Below are 19,072 nucleotides of genomic sequence, written 5' to 3' on the forward strand. Positions count from 1 at the left end.
CCAAAATTGGTCGGGAGTTAATTAATCAGGGTGCATCTACCAATTAAGCTTCCTGAGAATTCCAGCGCCATCCGGACAACCTCAAACTTTCTTCACCATCACTGTCGATACCGCAAAAAAAAACCCCAAACCAAAATTGGTCGGGAGTTAATTAATCAGGGTGCATCTACCAATTAAGCTTCCTGAGAATTCCAGCGCCATCCGGACAACCTCAAACTTTCTTCAGCATCACCGTCGATACCGCAAAAAAAAACCCCAAACCAAAATTGGTCGGGAGTTATTTAATCAGGGTGCATCTACTAATTTAGTCTCCCGTCTCACACCACCTCTTTCAGGACACTTTGGCAGAATTTACGAGAATTTGTGGCGAGGGGGGGCGATCGACAAAAAAAACCCGGCCAAAATTGGTCGGGAGTTAATTAATCAGGGTGCATCTACTAATTTAGTCTCCGGTAAGGCAGCGCCTGTTTCAGGACACTTTGGCAGAATTTAGGAGAATTTCTGGCGAGGGCGTGCGAGATCAAAAAAAAAACCCGGCCAAAATTGGTCGGGAGTTAATTAATCAGGGTGCATCTACTAATTTAATCTCCCGCCTCAAAACACCTCTTTCAGGACAGTTTGGCAGAATTTAGGAGAATTTGTGGCGAGGGCGGGCGAGATCAAAAAAAAAACCCGGCCAAAATTGGTCGGGAGTTAATTAATCAGGGTGCATCTACCAATTAAGCTTCCTGAGAATTCCAGCGCCATCCGGACACTTACCACTAAAAACTCACAACTCTTTTCGGTGAACCAGAGTTGCACTAGCTTGGTCTGTCGGAACTAGCAAGACTTCGCTAATATTGACGTGGGGCGATCGCGTCGCGCAAAAATACACGACATCGGCTACATCGTCCGCAGTCAGGGGTGTCAATCCTTGATAGACATTTTTGGCTTTTTCTGAATCGCCGTGAAACCGGACATTGCTAAATTCTGTTTCCACCAAACCAGGCTCTATTTCTGTCACCCGCACTGCTGTTCCCAAAAGGTCTTGTTTCAACCCTTCAGAAATAGCTCTCACTGCTGCTTTGGAAGCGCAATAAACATTACCTTTCGGATAAGTTTGGCGGCCTGCTATTGAGCCGATATTCACTACGTGGCCCCGTTCTCGGCTTACCATTCCCGGAACTATTGAGCGAGTCATGTAAAGCAAGCCTTTAACATTGGTATCAATCATTTCTTCCCAATCTTGAAAGTTGCCTTCGTGCAGTTTGTCTAAACCCCGGCTCAATCCCGCATTGTTAATCAGAATATCGATGCTTTTCCAGGCATCGGGAAGCGCAGCTATCGCCGATTCGACTTGCGGGCGATCGCGCACGTCCAATTCTAGTAAATAAATCTCGTTCGCCGACGCGATCGATTTTGTTTCTACAAGTTCGTTTGCTAGTAGAGCGAGCTTTTCAAGGCGGCGGGCTGCTAAAATTAGTTTGGCTCCACCTTTGGCGAATATCTTGGCACAGGCTGCTCCGATACCGCTACTCGCACCTGTAATGAAAACAATTTGGTTTTGGATAGAAATCATTTTTTGTCAGTTGTCAGTTGACTGTTGACTGTTGTCATTGGTTACTTGTTAGTTTTGTTATTTGTTAGTTGTTATTTGCTATAGCCTTTATCGCTATAGTGAGGTATAGCTTTTCTCAGTAACATGAGGTACCCGACGTGCATAGGGCATAGGGCATAGGGCATAGGGCATACCTCACCACGCTTGAGAACCGCTATATGTTTAATTCCTTGAATGAGATTTTTTTATCTTCAAACAAATATGTACCTCGTGTGACTAATAACCGCTATACCATTTACCACTTACTAATCACCAATCACCAATTACCCATGCCCGATGCCCCATGCCCCATGCCCATAACACCTATTTTATTACTTGACAACCCGCAATCGCACACTAACTGTTGCAATTCCACCTTGTCGCATCAACACTGCTGAAACCCACCGATTTTCTGGCGTAGCCGGAGCTTTACCTACTTTAAAAATTCCCCCGGCATTTAGCAACTCCAGCTCGACTTCTGAGGGATTGAAAAATGTTTTTTCGGTAATGGGTTCCTCCAAAACAGTTCCTATTAAAATATCATCGCCGATCGGCTCTCGCACAATGGCGTCAAAATGGTACTCTTCGCCCACCTTAACTTGCTCCGGAAAATTCACTTGAATTGTGGGAGGATTTTGGCCAGAAGTAAGCTGAGTTTGTTCTGCTAAAATCTCTTGATTAACTATTTTTTCACCTTCAAAGCGCTGCTGGGAACGGATGGTAGCTTTGAGAGTTAATTCTCTGCCATCCTTTTTTTGAGTGCCGGAAATTGTAGTTATGGTTTCTGCGAGAATCGCGCTACCTTCGGTTTTCCAAGATTTGATCTCGGTGCGGTAATTTAAACTCGGATATCTCTCCCAGAGTTGGGTGAGGGCTTTTTCCATGCTTTGGCTGTTTAAGCCATCAGAATGAGTGAAATTCGGGCTGTAAAAGGCTATGACTGCTTTGACATCGCGCCGGTTGGCCGCTGCGTCAATTTCTGTTAGCACTTTTGTGAGTGGGGCAGGCGCATTTGCAGGGGTTTGGGCGATCGTTCGGGGAGTCGCCCCGATCGCACCGATCGCTCTTGCCGCACCTTGATGCAGCACGCCAGCACTTACCACTGTTAAACATAACAACATTTGAGCGATCGACTGCCCGCCGTTAAAGCCAAAAACGATCGCGCGTTGGCGCAGCCCTCGAAGAGGATCGGCTTTTTCGTCCCGACGGCTGGAAAAATACTGAGATGCACTTGGCACTAAATTCAAAAAATTACGCATTAGATGATAATTTGGTTATTTGTCAGGGGTCGTAGCTTGGGCAACTGTTCGCCTGCAACGAAAACTGACAACGGAAGCAGGGACACGGCACAATTTAATTTTAGATGGCTGATTCAAAATTGGCTGAAACTGCCGGAATAATAAGCATAATAATCTAAAACCTCAAATATAAAATTGATCGACCTGTGGAACTTGTACTTGTAAAAAAAGAAACAAATACCTTGACAAAAGCCCCCCTCCGGTTGTTGGTTGCAGCTAGCGGCACAGGTGGACATCTATTTCCCGCGATCGCCACCGCTAGTCAGTTGAACGACTGTCAGATCGAATGGCTGGGAGTCCCAGATCGCATGGAAACCGAGTTAGTTTCATCCCTTTACCCCCTCCACACGATCGCCGTTGAAGGCTTTCAGCAGCGATTTGGACTCGGTACACTGCGAATTTTGGGCGGACTCGCAGGCTCGATCCTTCAAGTGCGGAAGTTGCTCAAAGCGGGAAATTTTCAGGGAGTGTTTACTACCGGCGGTTACATCGCAGCACCGGCAATTCTAGCGGCCCGTTCTTTGGGTTTGCCGGTGATTCTCCACGAATCTAATGCCATTCCGGGGAAGGTGACGCGCTGGTTTAGTCCTTTGTGCACTGCTGTGGCGATCGGATTTGAAGCAGCAGCCCAGCATTTACCCCGCGCCAAAACGGTGGTTGCTGGTACGCCGGTGCGATCGCAATTCCTGACTCGCCAACCTCTAAATTTGCCAATTCCTGACAACGTACCTGTTATTTTAGTCATGGGCGGCTCTCAAGGTGCTGTCGCCGTCAATAAGTTAGTGCGCGAGTGTGCTCCGGCTTGGTTTGATGCCGGTGCTTGGGTGGTTCACCTCACCGGAAATAATGACCCGGATGCTGAGAGTTTGAAACACGAGCAATATTTGTCGATGCCATTTTACGACAATGTGGCGAGTTTGTTGCAGCGAGCAAATTTAGCAATTAGTCGATCGGGCGCGAGTGCTCTGACAGAATTAGCAGTGACGGGCGTACCTTCTATTTTAATTCCTTTTCCTCACGCCGCTGACGACCACCAAAGATTTAATGCGGAAGTATTTGCTAAAGCCGGCGCCGCTGTGGTATTCCGTCAAAGCGAACTGACAGCAGAGGTATTGCAAAGCAAAGTGTTGTATTTGTTAAGAGATTCCGAATACTTGGAAAAAATGTCTCAAGCTGCTGCTGAATTAGCAGTGAGAGACAGTACAGAACGTTTGGCTAATTTGGTCAAAGAATTGGTGGTGCGGAGATAGTTTTTAGGAGTTTTAACCGCAGATGAAGGCTGATTAACGCAGATGAACGTAGATGAAGAGTGATGTTTTACACGATATGGGAGTGGATGAATTTAACTACTGATTCTAATCCTTCTTTGGTCTTCAAGTTAGTAAAAACAAAAGGTTTGTGGGCGCGCATTTTTTTCGCGTCCCGTTCCATCACGCCTAAATCTGCTCCTACATAAGGTGCGAGGTCTGTTTTATTAATTACCAACATATCAGATTTAGTAATTCCTGGCCCGCCTTTGCGCGGAATTTTATCGCCCGCAGCGACATCGATTACGTAAATTGTTAAATCTACTAACTCCGGGCTAAATGTTGCCGCCAGGTTATCGCCGCCGCTTTCGACAAATACTAAATCTAAATCAGTGAATTTTTGTTCTAACTCTTCTATAGCTACTAAGTTAATGGAAGCATCTTCGCGGATGGCTGTGTGGGGACAGCCTCCCGTTTCTACGCCCAAAATTCGATCGCTCTCTAAAGCTTGACTCCGAACCAAAAACTGGGCATCTTCCTGAGTATAGATATCATTAGTAACAACCGCAATCTGGTACTGCTGTCGCAGCGCCTTGCACAAAGCATCCAGTAAAGCTGTTTTCCCCGAACCAACTGGCCCAGCAATTCCTACACGAAAAGCACTCATAATTATTTTGGTAATTGGGCATTGGGCATCGGGCATCGGGCATCGGGCATTGGTTGGGCATAGTTTTTTCCTTCTTCCTTCTTCCTTCTTCCTTCTTCCTTCTTCCTTCTTCCTATTTTCAACTGCGAAACAACCGAGTGTATTGAGTTTCGTGCGCCATGCTAGCCAGTCCTAATCCCCAACTGCAACTGCCAAGCTCATCATCTTCTAATTTTAAAACTTCTTGCGCCGTACAGCTAATTTGAGACTGCAAATCTAACAGTAACTGTTGGCCGGCTGTTTGACCGAGGGGAATCAGTTTCACGCCCGCACTCGCCAAATTGGCAGCCCAACTGTACAAATATCCTAACACGGCGGCTTCCTCTTCAATCTGCCAGTTGGCGGCGGCAATGCCAAAGCCGATCGCAAAATTGCACTGATTGCTGCCAGATTCCACGAATTCTTTTACAATTGTGGTTAACCCCGAAGCAACGGGCGATTCCCTGCGGGATAGCTTCGCTTCACGCAAATCCAGCAGCAACCTGACCAAAGTTCGTCCCATTTGCCAACTTTGCAAGCGCAACTCTTCAGTTTCCTTAGCAGCAGTCGCCCAAGCATTCCAGTAATTCAAAGCCGCCAAATCCCCCCTCTGTGCCGCTCTCAAAGCCCTTACCACTACAGCGGCTTCTACTCGCACAGCCCCGAATTGCAGCGAATTTTCTAACCAATTTCTCAAAGTAATCTCGCTGTCGATCGCACCGGTTTCTACCAGACTTTCGATTCCCTCAGAATAACTATAAGCTCCCACAGGTGCAAAAGCTAACTGCAACAAAGATAAAAGTTGATTGTTCACTGTTGACTGTTGACCAAGAATTTGTTGATGGTACAAGCCCCCGGATAAATCCGGGGAATCAATCGAAAATCGAAAATCCAAAATCCTCAAGCCCCCGAATTTATCCGTGGGGTCAATCTAAAATCTAAAATCTAAAATCTAAAATCTAAAATCTAAAATCTAAAATCTAAAATCTAAAATCGAATGACTGTTGACTGTTGACTTCTTGCTTCTTCAATAGCCGAAAGCAATTTAGCCATAAGCCCTCGGATTGATTGGTGGGAGTAAATCTAAAATCTAAAATCTAAAATCTAAAATCTAATGGTTGTGCCCGTAAGCGCCCATTTCCGGCTGAAACGGCACCATTTCCTCTGTTACTTCCAAACCCATTTTTTCGAGCATTCCCTGCAACACAGAGTCGGGAGAAAGTCTTAAATAATTATCGGCAATTTCTAAAGCTACGTGACGGTTGCCTAAATGATAAGCCGCCCGCATCAGTAGCAGCGGACTTGATGCCCGCGCTGTCAGCACCGATTCGGGTTTTGCACTTACCACTACCAAACAGCTACCGTCTTCCGACTGCAATAAATCTCGATCGCGCAATACTGTACCTCTGGGCAAGTTTAGGTGCAGCTTTTCCCCCGTCTCTGTCTCGAATCGGTGGCGGCTGCGAGTGCGATCGTCGGCTGTCATTGGTACAGTAAAGCTGACCACAGCATCGGGATTTGCAGGTAAATGTTTGGTGAAAGTTAGCATTTTTATATTCTATTCCTCAAAGCAATTCACTTGACAGTGAGTTTTTGAGGAATATCTTTTTTATAGCCGAAGGAATAAGGAAGACTGAAGTTCCAATCTTCAGCTCATGTTTCAGAAATTAAAAACGTCTTAATCGTGTTGGCGATCGCTATATCTCATTGCGATTTACAGCCAGTTGAAAAATATTCATCTCTCTGACCGCTCCCGTTCTGGTTTTATTACCAAATTTATGTTATTTTGTCAAGCACTTGATCACAGACGATCGCTTTTTTTTCAAAAAATTTTGCCTACCGTCTAGGAACTCGAACAATTTAAATCTCCAATATATTGTTGGGGGGAGGTAGCGCTTAGGCATCCTGCCTGCCCTGAACAAGCTTTTATGGAGAAGTCTAATAGAACGGGAGAGGAAGAAAGACTCAAACCATCAAGCTTATTGATTGCCCGCTTGTTGTAGTCGCAGGAGCTCGGCTTGAATTCGCTGTTTGACTGCCGGGTCCGCTTGCTGGAGCAAAGTAAGCTGGTTGAAGCGACTAACTGTCAAACCATTGGTTTCGATAACTTTTTTAGCTTGTTGGCAGTAATTCACCGCGATGCCGCGAACACCTCCAGACAACCTATTGATTTGCTGAGTTTCGTTGCACACTACTCTGGGAACCGAGCCCCCAGCCATTCCTTTAATTTCGTTATAAGCTTCCACCCGTCTGGGTTCTATTGCCAACACAGCACGAGCGTAGCTAGTAATTTCTTCGCTGCTAATTTCTTGAGCTTGGGCTGCAGATCCGAAAACGAGGTTTGGGGATTGTCCATACAAACCGGGCGCCCATCCGCTAGCTAAAGCTGCTGCAGAAAAGATGCCAAGCAACAGCGATTGTCGCAGCATCCGGTTTATGCCAAATTTAGAGGTTTTTAGTGAGGTGTTCATGGTCGTCGGTGATTGATTGCGTGTAGATAAAAATGACACAGCGCTTGGAGGCTCAATCTTTTTGAATAATGTGGTGGGTAAAAAGTTCCTGCCGTTGGTGACTATTTTGAATTCCAGCAGAAGGGTTGGGGAGTTGCTACGACGATCGACTTTTTAGCAAATTCGATAATTTCATTCTAACATCTGTCGGAAGTTGACAAAATTCAAACTTTAGATAGTAATTTTAATTACAGAGCGTTCCCGAATTGCCTCTACCAATAATTCTAAAAGCGCAAATATTAAATAATTCTAAAAGTTATTGACAAATTACTCTTCTTAATTAGTCTCATCAAGGTAGGCGCTAGCAAAGCTATCTTCCCGCAAGGGTTCCCGTTCCCCGCAGGGGTTCCCGTAAGGTAGGATAGGCAAGCGTCTGGAAGGCTAGGTCAATCGATTTTAGATTTTAGAATTGAGATTTGAGATTTGAGATTTGAAGCATTGACCCCACGGATAAATTCGGGGGCTCCTTTATCGGATACAGGTTTTTTATTTCTGGACGGATGAATCCGGGGGCTTGTATCCTGGATGCTTTCGGTCAAACTTAGCAGCAATCGCACTCATCAATTGTGGCGATGATTTATTTAATGTTAAGCGGTGGTGCATTTGTCGATCGAGAAAATCCCCCACTGGTTTGGCTGCTGACGAAGCCAAAGCCGGAACAAAAATCATATTTCACTACCCGAAGATAGAGACAGGAACAGGGCACTAGACATTAAAATCTTGTTATCAAAATGCGCGCTATCTGTTTTTGGCAGTCAACGCGCAGGCGTGGGATTCCAGTTCTCGCTTCCTCCAGTTTGGGGCTGTGAAAACTTGTCTGGGAGTTACCAAGAAATCTGGTTTTTATACGAAATAAAATCGTTACAGCCACCAGCAAAAGCAGACAAACCCGGAAAGCTGGAATTTTTGGGGCTCAGTTTGCTTGTCATCTCGATCGCAGATAGCGAATTTGGGCAAGCATTATCGCAGCAATTTAACAATTATTAATTACCCCTTGCCCATGAAAAGTCAAAAAGAAATTTGGCGAGTTATTCTCGCAGTAGCTATCAGTATTGTAGGCGTGCTGCACTTTGCAGTACCCGCACCTTTTATCAGAATTGTGCCGCCCCAGCTTCCTTACCCGGAAGCCTTGGTTTATATCAGCGGTTTTTTCGAGATTTTGGGCGGAATTGGGCTGTTAGTTCCTCCTGTGAGCAGGGCGGCGGCGTGGGGATTAATTGCCTTGTTTATTGCCGTGTTTCCAGCTAATATCAATCAAGCCGTCAACAACATTCCGATAGAAGGGATTCCCCACAACCAATTACTGTATTGGTTCAGGCTGCCTTTTCAAGCTGTCTTGATTGCTTGGGCGTGGGTTTATACCCAACCAGACGAAGGTAAACCCCGGGCTTCTATAGTTCCAGATAGAACAGAAAATGCCCGATGAAGCAGTTCGACTACTCTTTGGATTTTAAGAACATCGACTTTCGACAGCACCCGGAACTTTATCGGGTAGGGAAAGGAGAACAGGGAGTGCTGTTGGTGGAACCCTACAAAGGAGAAATTCTGCCTTTCTGGAGATTTAAGACTCCTGAAATTGCCAGGGAGTCCAGCAGCAAAATTTACTCCATGTTTTTAGAGTATCTCGATCGCGAAGATTTTGTGGGAGCCGACATGGCCCGCAAGTTCTTGCAGATGGGGTATACTCGATCGCGTCGCTACGCCAACCACAAAAGCGGTCGAAAATACCAGCAAAACCCTCAAAAGCTGAAGTCTGTTGCAGAGCAAACCGCAGCTAGAAAAGATATTTTGCCACTAGAAGCAGATCCGGTGAAAGCAGAATCCGCGGCCATTTTTCAAGAGAAATGGATGCTGGCCAAAATCAACGAGAAATATCTCGAGCTTTTAGCCAGACATCGGCAGATGTACGAATCTTAGTTAGTCAACGCTGAGGATTGACATACAGTTACAAAAACTCAGGACTTACACTTTAGCCCCGTCGGCAGCAGTGTAGTTGTGCTTGCCTATCTGGGCCGGATCTATTTGCTTGGCCCTACTATTTACTCGTCATCTTCTTCCGTCTGCCACTGTCGCCAAATTTCAAAGGCATTAAAGCCCCTGTATTGCAGGTAATTCAAGACTTTGCCCTTGGTTTTCGGATCGGCTTTCCCCCAAGTATCGATCTTGTATTTCCGCATGACTTTGGCTTTTAATTCGGCCAGTTTTTCTGCTTCGGAGTCCTGATTTTCGGCAATTTCTTCTTCCCAGACTTGCTCGAACAAATCGTTGGTAATTCCTTTTTGCAGGCACTTGCGCTTGATGGCCGACTTCCCGTATTTGCCTGCTGCAGAGGCGATCGAGTTTGCCACCAAGCGAGTGTCGGACTGATAGCCGCGGTCTTGAATTTGCGCGATCGCCTCCAATATTTCCTCATTGCCAAAACCTTTCTCTTGCCCCTTTTTGCGAAGTTCAGAGGCACTGTAGTCTTTGCGGGACAAGAGAAAATAGAAATAGTCAAGACAGCTCATCAGTTAAATAGAAGGGTGGCGCGCAAATACTCGTGTAGCGAAGCCAAATCCAGTCGCCTTGCTATCGGCTGACTGCATCGTGATCGCCTCTATTCTTCTGTATCCTCCTCTTCATCCTCCAATTCCACATCCGGTCTGTCCACATCGATCTGAATCAAGCGAATATGCTTGTATCCGAGCTTAATTTCAAACTCGTCTCCCGGCTTTAATCCCATTTCTTGGGTATAATTTGCCCCGATCACGATCGAACCATTCTTGTGAACGCTAGCTCGATAACTCGCTTCTCGCCCGCGTCCGTCTGCTTTAGACTTCTCTAGCTCAATGCCCTTAGCAGCTAACACTGCATCGTAAAACTCAGCCAGATTAATGCGGGTTTCTCCACTTTTGCTGACTGTGAAGTAGCCGCAAAGCTTCGCAAGTTCTCTGCGCGGCAAATCACTGCCTTTGATTTTTTGAAGCAGACCTTTTCCTGTTAAGGGTGCTGTAGCTGTTTCTGCCATTGACCGTACCTCGCTTATTGGACTTTACTTATATCAATTACAACACATTAGATTAACTTTGTTTCACTGTCAATACTAAGAATTCTGAATATTAAGATTCTGGAGAAATTTCTGCGGCCTCAAGACCGGGGGTGCAAGTAAGGATGCTCGAAGGGCGATCAATTTGCTCCTCGCGGCCCAAATCCTTGTGTAAGCCTCTCTTGCGATCGCGCGGGGAATTATTGTCGCAAATTAAATGCTTTACTTTTTTACACTAAAGTCTGTTCCCTGCATTCACCAATCCCCGATTGTGTCTGCGGTCAAGGTCAAAATAAGACAGCCATGAATGGAAATACCTAGAACGCAGCCACTGTAAATCTGCCGAAAGCATTTACCGGCGCGGGGTTAACTTTTACCTCAACAAGACGAGGCAGCACTTGTTCTCGATGTCACTGCCAGCTACTTGTAAATTCTATTTTTCGGGCTGGAAATCCCCTCAAAACCCCAAACACCAACGAGCAATCTTCTATTAAGGTGTTGGGCATATAACTTCCACAGAACGCAGTCTGGGGAAGGCAATCCGGTAAAAATTCAAGGAAATTTCACCTCTTCGTTGAACGAGTTTAAGCTAAAACTCGACTCAATAGGCGCGGCGGCAGAAACATCGGGCAGCCACTAAGAGGGGAATAGTTTTGATCGGGCGAGATTGCTTCGCGACTCTTAACACTTCGCCAGGAATCAGTATATTTTTAGGGGGAACTGGCGAAAATCTTCCTCCTCCGGCCCCAAGCCAGAGAATTTGAGGTTATTTCCACAGGGGAATTGAAAAAGACCGAGTTTAATGCACAACAGCTTAAATGTTTGATGCACTACAAATTAGCAGCGGTTCCGACATGGAGTTTCGATGGAAATGTATTGGTTTCGAGTCGTGGGCTGTAAACTGCCATACTCTCAAAATTTATGCACCAACTGGAGGGGCGCGTCAATCGATTTTAGATTTTCGATTTTAGATTAAAGAATTGAAGCCTTGACCCCACGGATAAATTCGGGGGTTCCTTTATCGGATACAGCTTTTTTTATTTCTGCACGGATGAATCCGGGGGCTTGTATCCTGGATGCTGTCGGTCAAACTCACAGCCGCTTCCATAATTAATTATTGTGAAATATAGCAAGCGCGCTGACGGTGAGGACGTTCTTTATTGTGGCAACTCTGGCTTTTATTGTCTTGTGCCGAATGACCAATGCTCCTGCTGCCGAATCAGCCCGCTCAAAAACGCATACAAGCCACCGACTCGTGTCGGAGAGCTCAAAATTTTAGAGTCTTATTCAAGCTTCCAGATTCATCTGTGGAGTAAATCTAAAATCTCAAATCGTTCGACTCAGGGCTCAACCCGAAGTCTAAAATCTACAATTGACTGACAATTATATATCAAGCAGTCCCGGACTTACTCTCTCGACGAGAAACTCGGTTTCTTCCTCGATGCTTGGTTGCGCTGCTGCTTATTTTCGGTATAGCAACCGCCAATGCGGCGCCGGACGATATCGATTGCTGAAACCCTCGCTCTCATTACGTCTGCCTCCTGCCTCCTGCCTCCTGCCTTCTGCCTCCTGCTATAAAAACCGGCTTGATGAACGTAAGTCCGAGATTTGATCCAGCAGTATACTTGTGATCACTTTGCCAGCGGCAGCAGATCGCGAATGGCCAGCAAAAACCCCACCCAGTTTGGAGCCAAGCCAAGAGGGTCTAAATTCAGCATTACAGTGGGCGATCGCTTTTAGTGACGTTGTTGCAGGTAATTTTGCGACAGGGGAGTCCGTACCGCCGGCAGTAACTCTTCTGGTTTCGTGCCTCGCTGGTTCGAGTACCGCCACCCAAAAAAGCCAGCACTCAAAGCAACGGACAACAAGCAAAGCATCAGGGTGACAAATTTTTTCGACCCCGGTTTTGTTAACGGTTTTTGAGTCGGTGCAGCGGCGCGAGTTGCTTGGATCACTGAACACTCAGAATTAGGAATAGAGGACGGCGAAGCCGTCGGTGAGTTCGGTGAATTAGTAGCATCGGGTCGATCGTTCTGGTGAACCCAATCCCTACGATCTTTTAATTGGTCGGGAAAGTATTCCCAGACTTCGCCGTCAGAACAGCCTGACTCATGCGATCGATTGGCTGGGATTGGGGGGTATTGGGCGATCGCCGAAACCGAAGACGGGGCCTTCCATTCTGTACCCGCGAGCGCCGGTTGCGTTCCCGACGCGATTATGTGCACCATAGAACCGGATGTCGCGCTGTGGGCTGGGGCGCCGGTCAAATAGCCGTCAAAGTCCGGGTGCTGGTAGAGAATGGGCAAAGCCCAGTATAGCTGGTGAGAACCGTAGGCAGAAATTAGCCCAGCTCTGGCCCGGCTCAGGCTGAGATCGACTGGATAGCCTTGATTAAGGTTGCGGTAAAACAACCGCGTCAGAGTTAGGGCTACATCGTCGGGGATGCTTTCTGCCATTGCTAGCACTGCCGGAATGCCCCGCTTCACTAGAGCTTGGGTTAAGTTCCGTTCTGGGCTGTCGTCCGCGAGGTCTGAGGGGTCGCCGTAGGCGCCGCGGCAGGAGTTGAACACGGCCATCTGAATACCGTTGTTAACGAGCAATCCAGCTAAGTCGTCGCCACTCAATGTTTCGGTTAAGCCGGTGCGGCTGCTGACTAGGTAGAGTTCGCCACCTCTGGAACCTAAGTTGCTGTGGCCTGCGTAGTGCAGGACTTGGTAGTGTCCTTGTTCTAGGGCTTGGGTAAGTTGTTCTCGATCGGGCTGTTCGAGAATAGTCAATTGAATTTCCGGGCAATGGGGGCTGTTTTTGAGAGGATTACCGGTGCGGTTTTGGAGTTCTTGTTGCAGGTGGAGCACTTCTCGCTTGAGCTGCAAGCTGTCTCGATCGCTCGGAGAGGCGATCGCCATTAAAATTTTTAGTGGCCCGCCACTAGGCAGTATCCGGGTTTGTTTGAACAAACTTGTACCTGGTTGGTAGCGAGAAAACACGACATCTGTGCCGGTTGCCAAAGGGCGATCGCCGGCGTGCAGAACTTCCCACGGCAGTCGTGGCAAGCGCCGGCCTTTGAGTCCGAGTCGCAGTTGCAGCACTTCTCGGCGGTGCTGGGCAATTCCTTGAGCGCAAGTCCAGCTATCGCGCAAGTTTCCTTGAAACAGCCCGCTGTATAATTGTTGCCCCAGGGCTACTAAATTTGGCGCTGAGTTGTTTCCCGAACGGGAGAGGCCGCGACCCGCAAAACTGCTTCCCTGTAATGCTTTTCCTTGGAGCAAGCCCACCAGCGGGTCGTTCATCAGTTGAGCAGACAGTGCAAGCCATTCGTCGATCGGCCAGCGGACTTGTTGTTCGGCTAAGGGTACACCGGGTGCAACCCTTTCTGTCCGCACTAGATATTCGTCGTCTCCAACTGGAGTGACTGAGAGTTGAAATTCCTGGCTCACCGGTTTAGCGCCCTCCCGCCTTAATTCTAAATTTGCCTGCGTTTTTGCGGGTAGCAATAGCGATCGGCAAAATAATTTTTACTCTTCCAATCAAAGTTTCTGAATGCGCTTCCCCCGATCGGGCGATCGCTGGGGTCATATATATTTGTTCAAACACTTTGAGGATATAAAAGTTGTACTTTAATAACAGTTTATTAGTTTTGATTGCCCTGTGGCTCGGTGAAAGCCGAATTTTCTCCAATCTTGCTATCTTTAACATTTTGCACCTCTACCGCAGACCCCTTTAGATTCGTCGTGAACATGAGTTTCTCATTGCTGAGTAAAGTTAAATTGGAGGCACTTTACCAGGCGGATCTCTAGTTCTTATTAAAATTACTTCGGCTCTCGCCCACCGGTTTCAGGGCAATATCGCAGGGAAAGTTGAGTATTTTATTTTTTTTGGCGATCGGTCGATCGGTCTTTACCGCTTATCCTCTACCACCAACCCCCCATGTGCAATCTTGATTTTGTGTCAATTAATTAATTGGTCAGCCCTGGGTTCTCATCCGTAAGCCCTCCGCCCTCATCCTTAAGACCTCAGTGGCGATCGGTAATCGATAGTTGACCATCGATAATTGCTAATAACTTATTGCTAATTTGCCGCTTTTATGATATAGAAAACTTTTAATTTAACTCTCTTAATCTAGTTAAAGTTAAGCAGCAAAAATAAACTTAAGCAGCCAAGAACTCTCAACAATACAACGCCCATCAAATTATTCCGGTACTCTCCAGCAAGCATCATTTTGGCATCTAGAGGATTACGCCTCATCAGGCCGGTTTCTCCTATAATTATTGGATTTGGTAGCGAAGCCTCTACGAAGCAACTGGGTTTTGCAGCCTCGCCGTGGGCCATTCCCGCTCAAAATGCCGATCGAGCTTGCAACTGTCACCAAAAACGAATTCTGCGCGCATACTACTTTTTGGAAAATTTTGCAATCTGTCTTGAGATTGATATATTTTGGCAAAACTCTTAGTATTGAGCCGAAAAAAAAAATCTCAATTCGCGAGATTTCCTCGAATCGAGAGAAAATTGTGCAATTAAAAATTAGAACAAATATTTACCCGGGCGAATTATCTAAATTTCTAATTACTCATCGGGAACTAAAATTAGAAGCGTGCAGTCGTTTAGTCAAGAGGTTCAAATCCTAAGTCAGGGAAGGATTTGTCAAAGCTGGGAGTGTTACAAAAGTTCAATACATCCAGCCAAGCTCGGAAAAAATGCAAGGGAAAAATTTGGGGGATACAGGTTTTGGGTAGTTATTTAGGAGTTGTCAGTTGCGAGTTTAAATTCAGCTAATTCACTGTAGAAATTACGTAGAGAATCTACAATCAGGGGCCCTTCGGCGCAGCTTACTGTAGAAAATACCGAGAACATCTCAAAGGCTCGGAGCTTCGGCGCAGCACTTACAGTGTAGGTTGCGGATCAATTAACTTTGGTACGCAATGGCAGAATATAAAACTCGTAACAGAGCGAAAAAAACCTTGCCGTTTAAGTGGCATCTATAATAGTAAGGATGAGGAAAACAGCTCCTCTAGCAGGCGAAAGCATGAAGTAAAAAAATCTTCTGCTGCCTCCTGTTTGCTGATAAATTGATTCTAAGAAGCTTACTTTTTTTGGGGAAATATCAACGATGGCAGACGAAATCTTGAAATTAGAAGAAACACCGGGAAAACTTTCTCCCGCTCAAGATGAAACACAAAATCCTGTCGGGGATTTAGACAAGAAGACCCCTGAAATTTCCGAAGAGGACTCAACCAAGTTAATTAATGACGCGATCAAAAGAGAGCTTGGCGGCAACTTGGCCGATGACTACCTAGTTACGACTTTTAACGACGTACCCGAAGAAGGTGCGGGCGACGACGATGACGATGACGATGATGACGATGATTTAGAGGATGACAGCGGCAGCGCTTTCCAGACCATCGGAGGTACGGAAGACGATGGTTTAGATGATGGCAGCGGCATCGAGCCCGGAACCGTCGTCGGTAGCGATGACGATGAGTTAATTGTCGCCACCGGCGATCAGGATAAGATATACGGCAAGAAAGGCAAGGACGAAATCAAAGGAAACCGTGGCAGAAAAAATAAAATCTTCGGCGGTAAAGATGACGATGATTGCGAGGGCGGCGATGACGACGATGAAGTAAGGGGCGATCGCGATAAAGACAAGGTTAAGGGCGGCGGCGGCAACGACAAGCTTAACGGCGGTAAAGACGACGATACCGTGATGGGCGGCAGCGGGAACGACACCTGCGAAGGCGATGACGGCGATGACTCGGCCCACGGCAACGAAGGAGATGATGACGTTAACGGCGGCGCCGGCAACGATACCGTCTACGGTGGCAAAGGCAACGACGATTGTGAGGGAGGCGAAGGCAATGATGCCGTCAGGGGCGATCGGGGCAACGACGATTGTGAGGGCGGCGCAGGCAACGATACCATTAACGGCGGCAAAGATAACGATACCGTTAGTGGCGATGACGGCAGCGACCAGTGTGAAGGCGACGACGGCGACGACAACGTTAGCGGCGGCGCCGGCAACGATACCGTGAGCGGCGGTGGCGACAGCGACCAGTGTGAAGGCGACGAGGGCGACGACAGCGTTAGCGGCGGCACCGGCAACGATACCGTGAGCGGCGGTGACGGCAGCGACCAGTGTGAAGGCGACGAGGGCGACGACAGCGTTAGCGGCGGCATCGGCGACGACAGCGTTAGCGGCGGTGACGGCAGCGACAACTGTGCAGGTGACGACGGCGACGATAGCGTTAGCGGCGGCATCGGCGACGACAGCGTTAGCGGCGGTGACGGCAGCGACAACTGTGCAGGTGACGACGGCGACGATAGCGTTAGCGGCGGTGCCGGCGACGATAGCGTGATGGGCGGTGCGGGCAACGATACCCTCGTTACTGGCGACGGCAACGACGTTTGCATGGGTGACGACGGCGACGACAGCGTTAGCGGCGGCGGCGACGGCGACGATACGCTGATGGGCGGCAACGGCAACGATACGCTGATGGGCGGTACTGGCAACCATACCTGTATAGGCGGTGCTGGAGAGGACGACTATGTCCTGAGTAACAGTAACGCTGGGGTAACTGCAGTCATCGCTGACTTCGAAGACGGCAGCGACCAGTTTCTGCTGTTTGGCGACTTGAACTTTAGCAGCTTGACCTTTATACAAATCGGTGTCAATACCGAAATTCGGGTCAATAACTTCGCGATCGCGCTATTGTTGAATGTCAACGCAACGCTTATTACTGCTGGCGACTTTTTGGGAGTTAATCCTCAAACTCCAACTCCAACTCCAACTCCAACTCCAACTCCAACTCCAACTCCGCCGATTTTTAACCCTCCGCAACTGGAAGTTAGTGAGACCCTGATTGCTGGTTCCAGCGGCCAGGAGCAAACTATTACTCCTGAGTTGTTGCGTGTTTCCGATACCGGGCAAGGTCCTGGCGGCATAACCTTCACGCTAACCGAGCTGCCCCCTGCTACAACCGGGCAACTATTTGTTAATGGAGTCGCCGTAACACAAACGGGCGTTACCTTCACTCAAGAAGACATTAACGCAGGCAGGGTAACTTTCAGAGCGGCAGTAGGTTTTGTCGGTGCGGCTACTTTTGGTTTTGAAGTTAGCAACGGCCAAAGAGCTCTCATCAACCAGCGTTTTAGCTTGAATATCGAGCAAAATTTGTTTAATTTTGCTGCGAATACAGCACCTCAAGTTATTGTCGGTTCTGCGACGCTGGATAACGACATCGAAGGTGGCAGTGGTGGCGATAACATTACAGGCGGTCAGGCCAACGACACAATCATCGGCGGCGACGGCAACGACACAATCATCGGCGGCGGTGGCAATGACGATATCGACGCCGACGATGATGATGACGATATCGACGGTGGCATCGGCGATGACACAGTAATAGGCGGTGCTGGGAATGACGTATTAACAGGAAATGAGGGCAATGACACGATCGAAGGTGGCACAGGAACCAATACTCTAATTGGTGGTGCTGGAAACGATCGCTTCCGTTACCTCATTTCCCGGCAACAGATTCAAACAGTTGTAGAAGCTGACTTTATTACTGACTTTAATGTCGATGACGATGTTTTAGAGTTCTCTAACGCAGCTTTTAGTCTCAACGCTTCTATCTTGACCAAAGTCGACATTACTGCTACTTCTACTGTTGGGTCGATCGGCAGCGGTAATTTTCTCGACTTCACCGCGGATATAACTGTTAACAGCATCGCGACTTTGCAACTTCGGTTTGCACAGTTGGGCGGCAACAACGACTCCCCTATTTTCTGTCAGTTTATAGATGCCGAGACCGGCCGTTTGGTGCTGGTATATGGTGTTGGGGCGCGCTTTGAACTTGTGGCCAGTTTCTCGCTGGAGGTTCGCCTGACAGTCAATAACTTTGTCTTCACGGGCCCGCCACTAAATATTCCTGTCGGTACTGCTGGCCCTGACAATTTCAATTTCGGCACTTTTCCGGTCCCAGTTAATTTCAATGCTTTAGCAGGCGATGACAACATTGTCGGCAGCAATTTTAACGATACCATCAACGGCGGCGACGGCAACGATACCATCACCGGCGGCCTCGGTTTGGATGTCATAAGCGGTGGCAGTGGTGCGGATCTGTTTGTTTACAGGACAACTACAGAAGGCGGCGATAAAATTTCCGACTTTACTGCTGGGGTAGACAAATTCGAGTTTAGCGCCAGCGCTTTCGGCAATTTGACTACGACTAACTTTGACGGTGTTAGCGGGGTTTCTCCTGACATTACTGGCAAAGAGTTAGTGATTTTCACAGGCGGCAGTTATGCCTCTTTGCAAGAGGCACAAGCTAAAGCCCTGGGCAATTCTACAACTGCTGGTTTCTTCGCCTTTACTAATGCGTCGAACGAAACAGAGTTGTATTTTGACTCGAACGGTACCGTAGCCGGTGGTTCTACCTTGATTGCGAATCTGGGTACTGCTGCTAGCAATCTGGGAACGGCGGACTTTGTATTCACAGGTACGATCGCCTCTCCTGATACTGGTACTACTACCAACTCAGGCAGCATTGTTGATTTAACTGCTGCTGGAAACACTTACCCAACCGACTTTAACAATTTCGGTTCAGGTGCTGGCGGTTACAACTTCACTACTCCTGTCTTGTTTACCGGAAATGCTGATGCTAACAGCGTCACTGGTACTGAGTTTGCTGACATCCTCAGCGGCGGCAGCGGTGCAGATGTTCTGACTGGCGGT

The 19,072-nt window shown here is 47.6% G+C and carries 16 protein-coding genes; 5 read left to right on the top strand and 11 right to left on the bottom strand.

The window, feature by feature from the left end; genetic code table 11:
* Nucleotides 1-160 precede the first annotated feature (160 nt).
* Nucleotides 161-493: a hypothetical protein gene (locus QUA83_RS18930; RefSeq protein WP_333295074.1), complete on the top strand. Its 333-nt coding sequence runs from the start codon at nt 161-163 to the stop codon at nt 491-493.
* Between the two features lie 276 nt (nt 494-769).
* On the opposite strand, the gene QUA83_RS18935 is transcribed toward QUA83_RS18930, so the two are convergent.
* Nucleotides 770-1,558, bottom strand: a complete 789-nt coding sequence (locus QUA83_RS18935) for an SDR family oxidoreductase (RefSeq protein WP_333295076.1) — start codon at nt 1,556-1,558, stop codon at nt 770-772.
* 350 nt (nt 1,559-1,908) lie between these two features.
* A complete protein-coding gene (locus QUA83_RS18940) occupies nt 1,909-2,835 on the bottom strand; it encodes a nuclear transport factor 2 family protein (protein WP_333295077.1) in 927 nt (308 codons plus the stop codon).
* A gap of 221 nt (nt 2,836-3,056) precedes the next feature.
* Between QUA83_RS18940 and murG the strand changes: the two genes are divergently transcribed.
* Entirely contained in the window at nt 3,057-4,124 is a 1,068-nt protein-coding gene (murG, locus tag QUA83_RS18945) for an undecaprenyldiphospho-muramoylpentapeptide beta-N-acetylglucosaminyltransferase (RefSeq protein WP_333295079.1), read from the top strand.
* 67 nt (nt 4,125-4,191) lie between these two features.
* Here the strand turns inward: murG and ureG are convergent, their stop codons facing one another.
* The 5 genes from ureG to QUA83_RS18970 form a co-directional block, all read right to left on the bottom strand.
* Entirely contained in the window at nt 4,192-4,788 is a 597-nt protein-coding gene (ureG, locus tag QUA83_RS18950; protein ID WP_333295081.1) for an urease accessory protein UreG, read from the bottom strand.
* 118 nt (nt 4,789-4,906) lie between these two features.
* Entirely contained in the window at nt 4,907-5,620 is a 714-nt protein-coding gene (locus QUA83_RS18955) for an urease accessory protein UreF (RefSeq protein ID WP_333295083.1), read from the bottom strand.
* A 297-nt stretch (nt 5,621-5,917) separates the two neighbouring features.
* On the bottom strand, nt 5,918-6,355 hold the full coding sequence (gene ureE, locus QUA83_RS18960) for an urease accessory protein UreE (protein WP_333295085.1): 438 nt from the start codon (nt 6,353-6,355) through the stop codon (nt 5,918-5,920).
* Between the two features lie 430 nt (nt 6,356-6,785).
* Nucleotides 6,786-7,277 carry a DUF4168 domain-containing protein gene (locus QUA83_RS18965; RefSeq protein ID WP_333295086.1) on the bottom strand — a complete coding sequence of 164 codons (492 nt, stop codon included), beginning with the start codon at nt 7,275-7,277 and terminating at the stop codon, nt 6,786-6,788.
* 525 nt (nt 7,278-7,802) lie between these two features.
* Nucleotides 7,803-7,985, bottom strand: coding sequence for a hypothetical protein (locus tag QUA83_RS18970; protein WP_333295087.1), 183 nt, complete (start codon nt 7,983-7,985; stop codon nt 7,803-7,805).
* Between the two features lie 331 nt (nt 7,986-8,316).
* Between QUA83_RS18970 and QUA83_RS18975 the strand changes: the two genes are divergently transcribed.
* Together QUA83_RS18975 and QUA83_RS18980 are read left to right on the top strand one after the other, a co-directional pair.
* Nucleotides 8,317-8,742 (top strand): DoxX family protein, encoded by a 426-nt coding sequence (locus tag QUA83_RS18975; RefSeq protein ID WP_015177615.1) that lies wholly within the window; start codon nt 8,317-8,319, stop codon nt 8,740-8,742.
* Nucleotides 8,739-9,233, top strand: coding sequence for a DUF4385 domain-containing protein (locus QUA83_RS18980; protein ID WP_333295089.1), 495 nt, complete (start codon nt 8,739-8,741; stop codon nt 9,231-9,233). Before QUA83_RS18975 ends, QUA83_RS18980 begins: the two co-directional genes overlap by 4 nt.
* Before the next feature lie 122 nt (nt 9,234-9,355).
* On the opposite strand, the gene QUA83_RS18985 is transcribed toward QUA83_RS18980, so the two are convergent.
* From QUA83_RS18985 to QUA83_RS19000, 4 genes are all read right to left on the bottom strand, one after another.
* The gene (locus tag QUA83_RS18985) at nt 9,356-9,823 is read right to left on the bottom strand and encodes a regulatory protein RecX (RefSeq protein WP_006634375.1); all 468 of its coding nucleotides are present in this window, start codon (nt 9,821-9,823) and stop codon (nt 9,356-9,358) included.
* Between the two features lie 89 nt (nt 9,824-9,912).
* On the bottom strand, nt 9,913-10,323 hold the full coding sequence (locus QUA83_RS18990) for an AbrB family transcriptional regulator (RefSeq protein WP_193976103.1): 411 nt from the start codon (nt 10,321-10,323) through the stop codon (nt 9,913-9,915).
* A 1,754-nt stretch (nt 10,324-12,077) separates the two neighbouring features.
* A complete protein-coding gene (locus tag QUA83_RS18995; RefSeq protein WP_333295091.1) occupies nt 12,078-13,778 on the bottom strand; it encodes a CHAT domain-containing protein in 1,701 nt (566 codons plus the stop codon).
* 4 nt (nt 13,779-13,782) lie between these two features.
* The gene (locus QUA83_RS19000) at nt 13,783-14,037 is read right to left on the bottom strand and encodes a hypothetical protein (protein WP_333295092.1); all 255 of its coding nucleotides are present in this window, start codon (nt 14,035-14,037) and stop codon (nt 13,783-13,785) included.
* 1,411 nt (nt 14,038-15,448) lie between these two features.
* Between QUA83_RS19000 and QUA83_RS19005 the strand changes: the two genes are divergently transcribed.
* Nucleotides 15,449-19,072 (top strand): cadherin-like domain-containing protein (locus QUA83_RS19005; protein WP_333295093.1); only part of this gene is annotated, 3,624 nt, incomplete at its 3' end.

This window comes from Microcoleus sp. K1-B1, from assembly GCF_036704705.1.
GTDB lineage: Bacteria > Cyanobacteriota > Cyanobacteriia > Cyanobacteriales > Microcoleaceae > Microcoleus.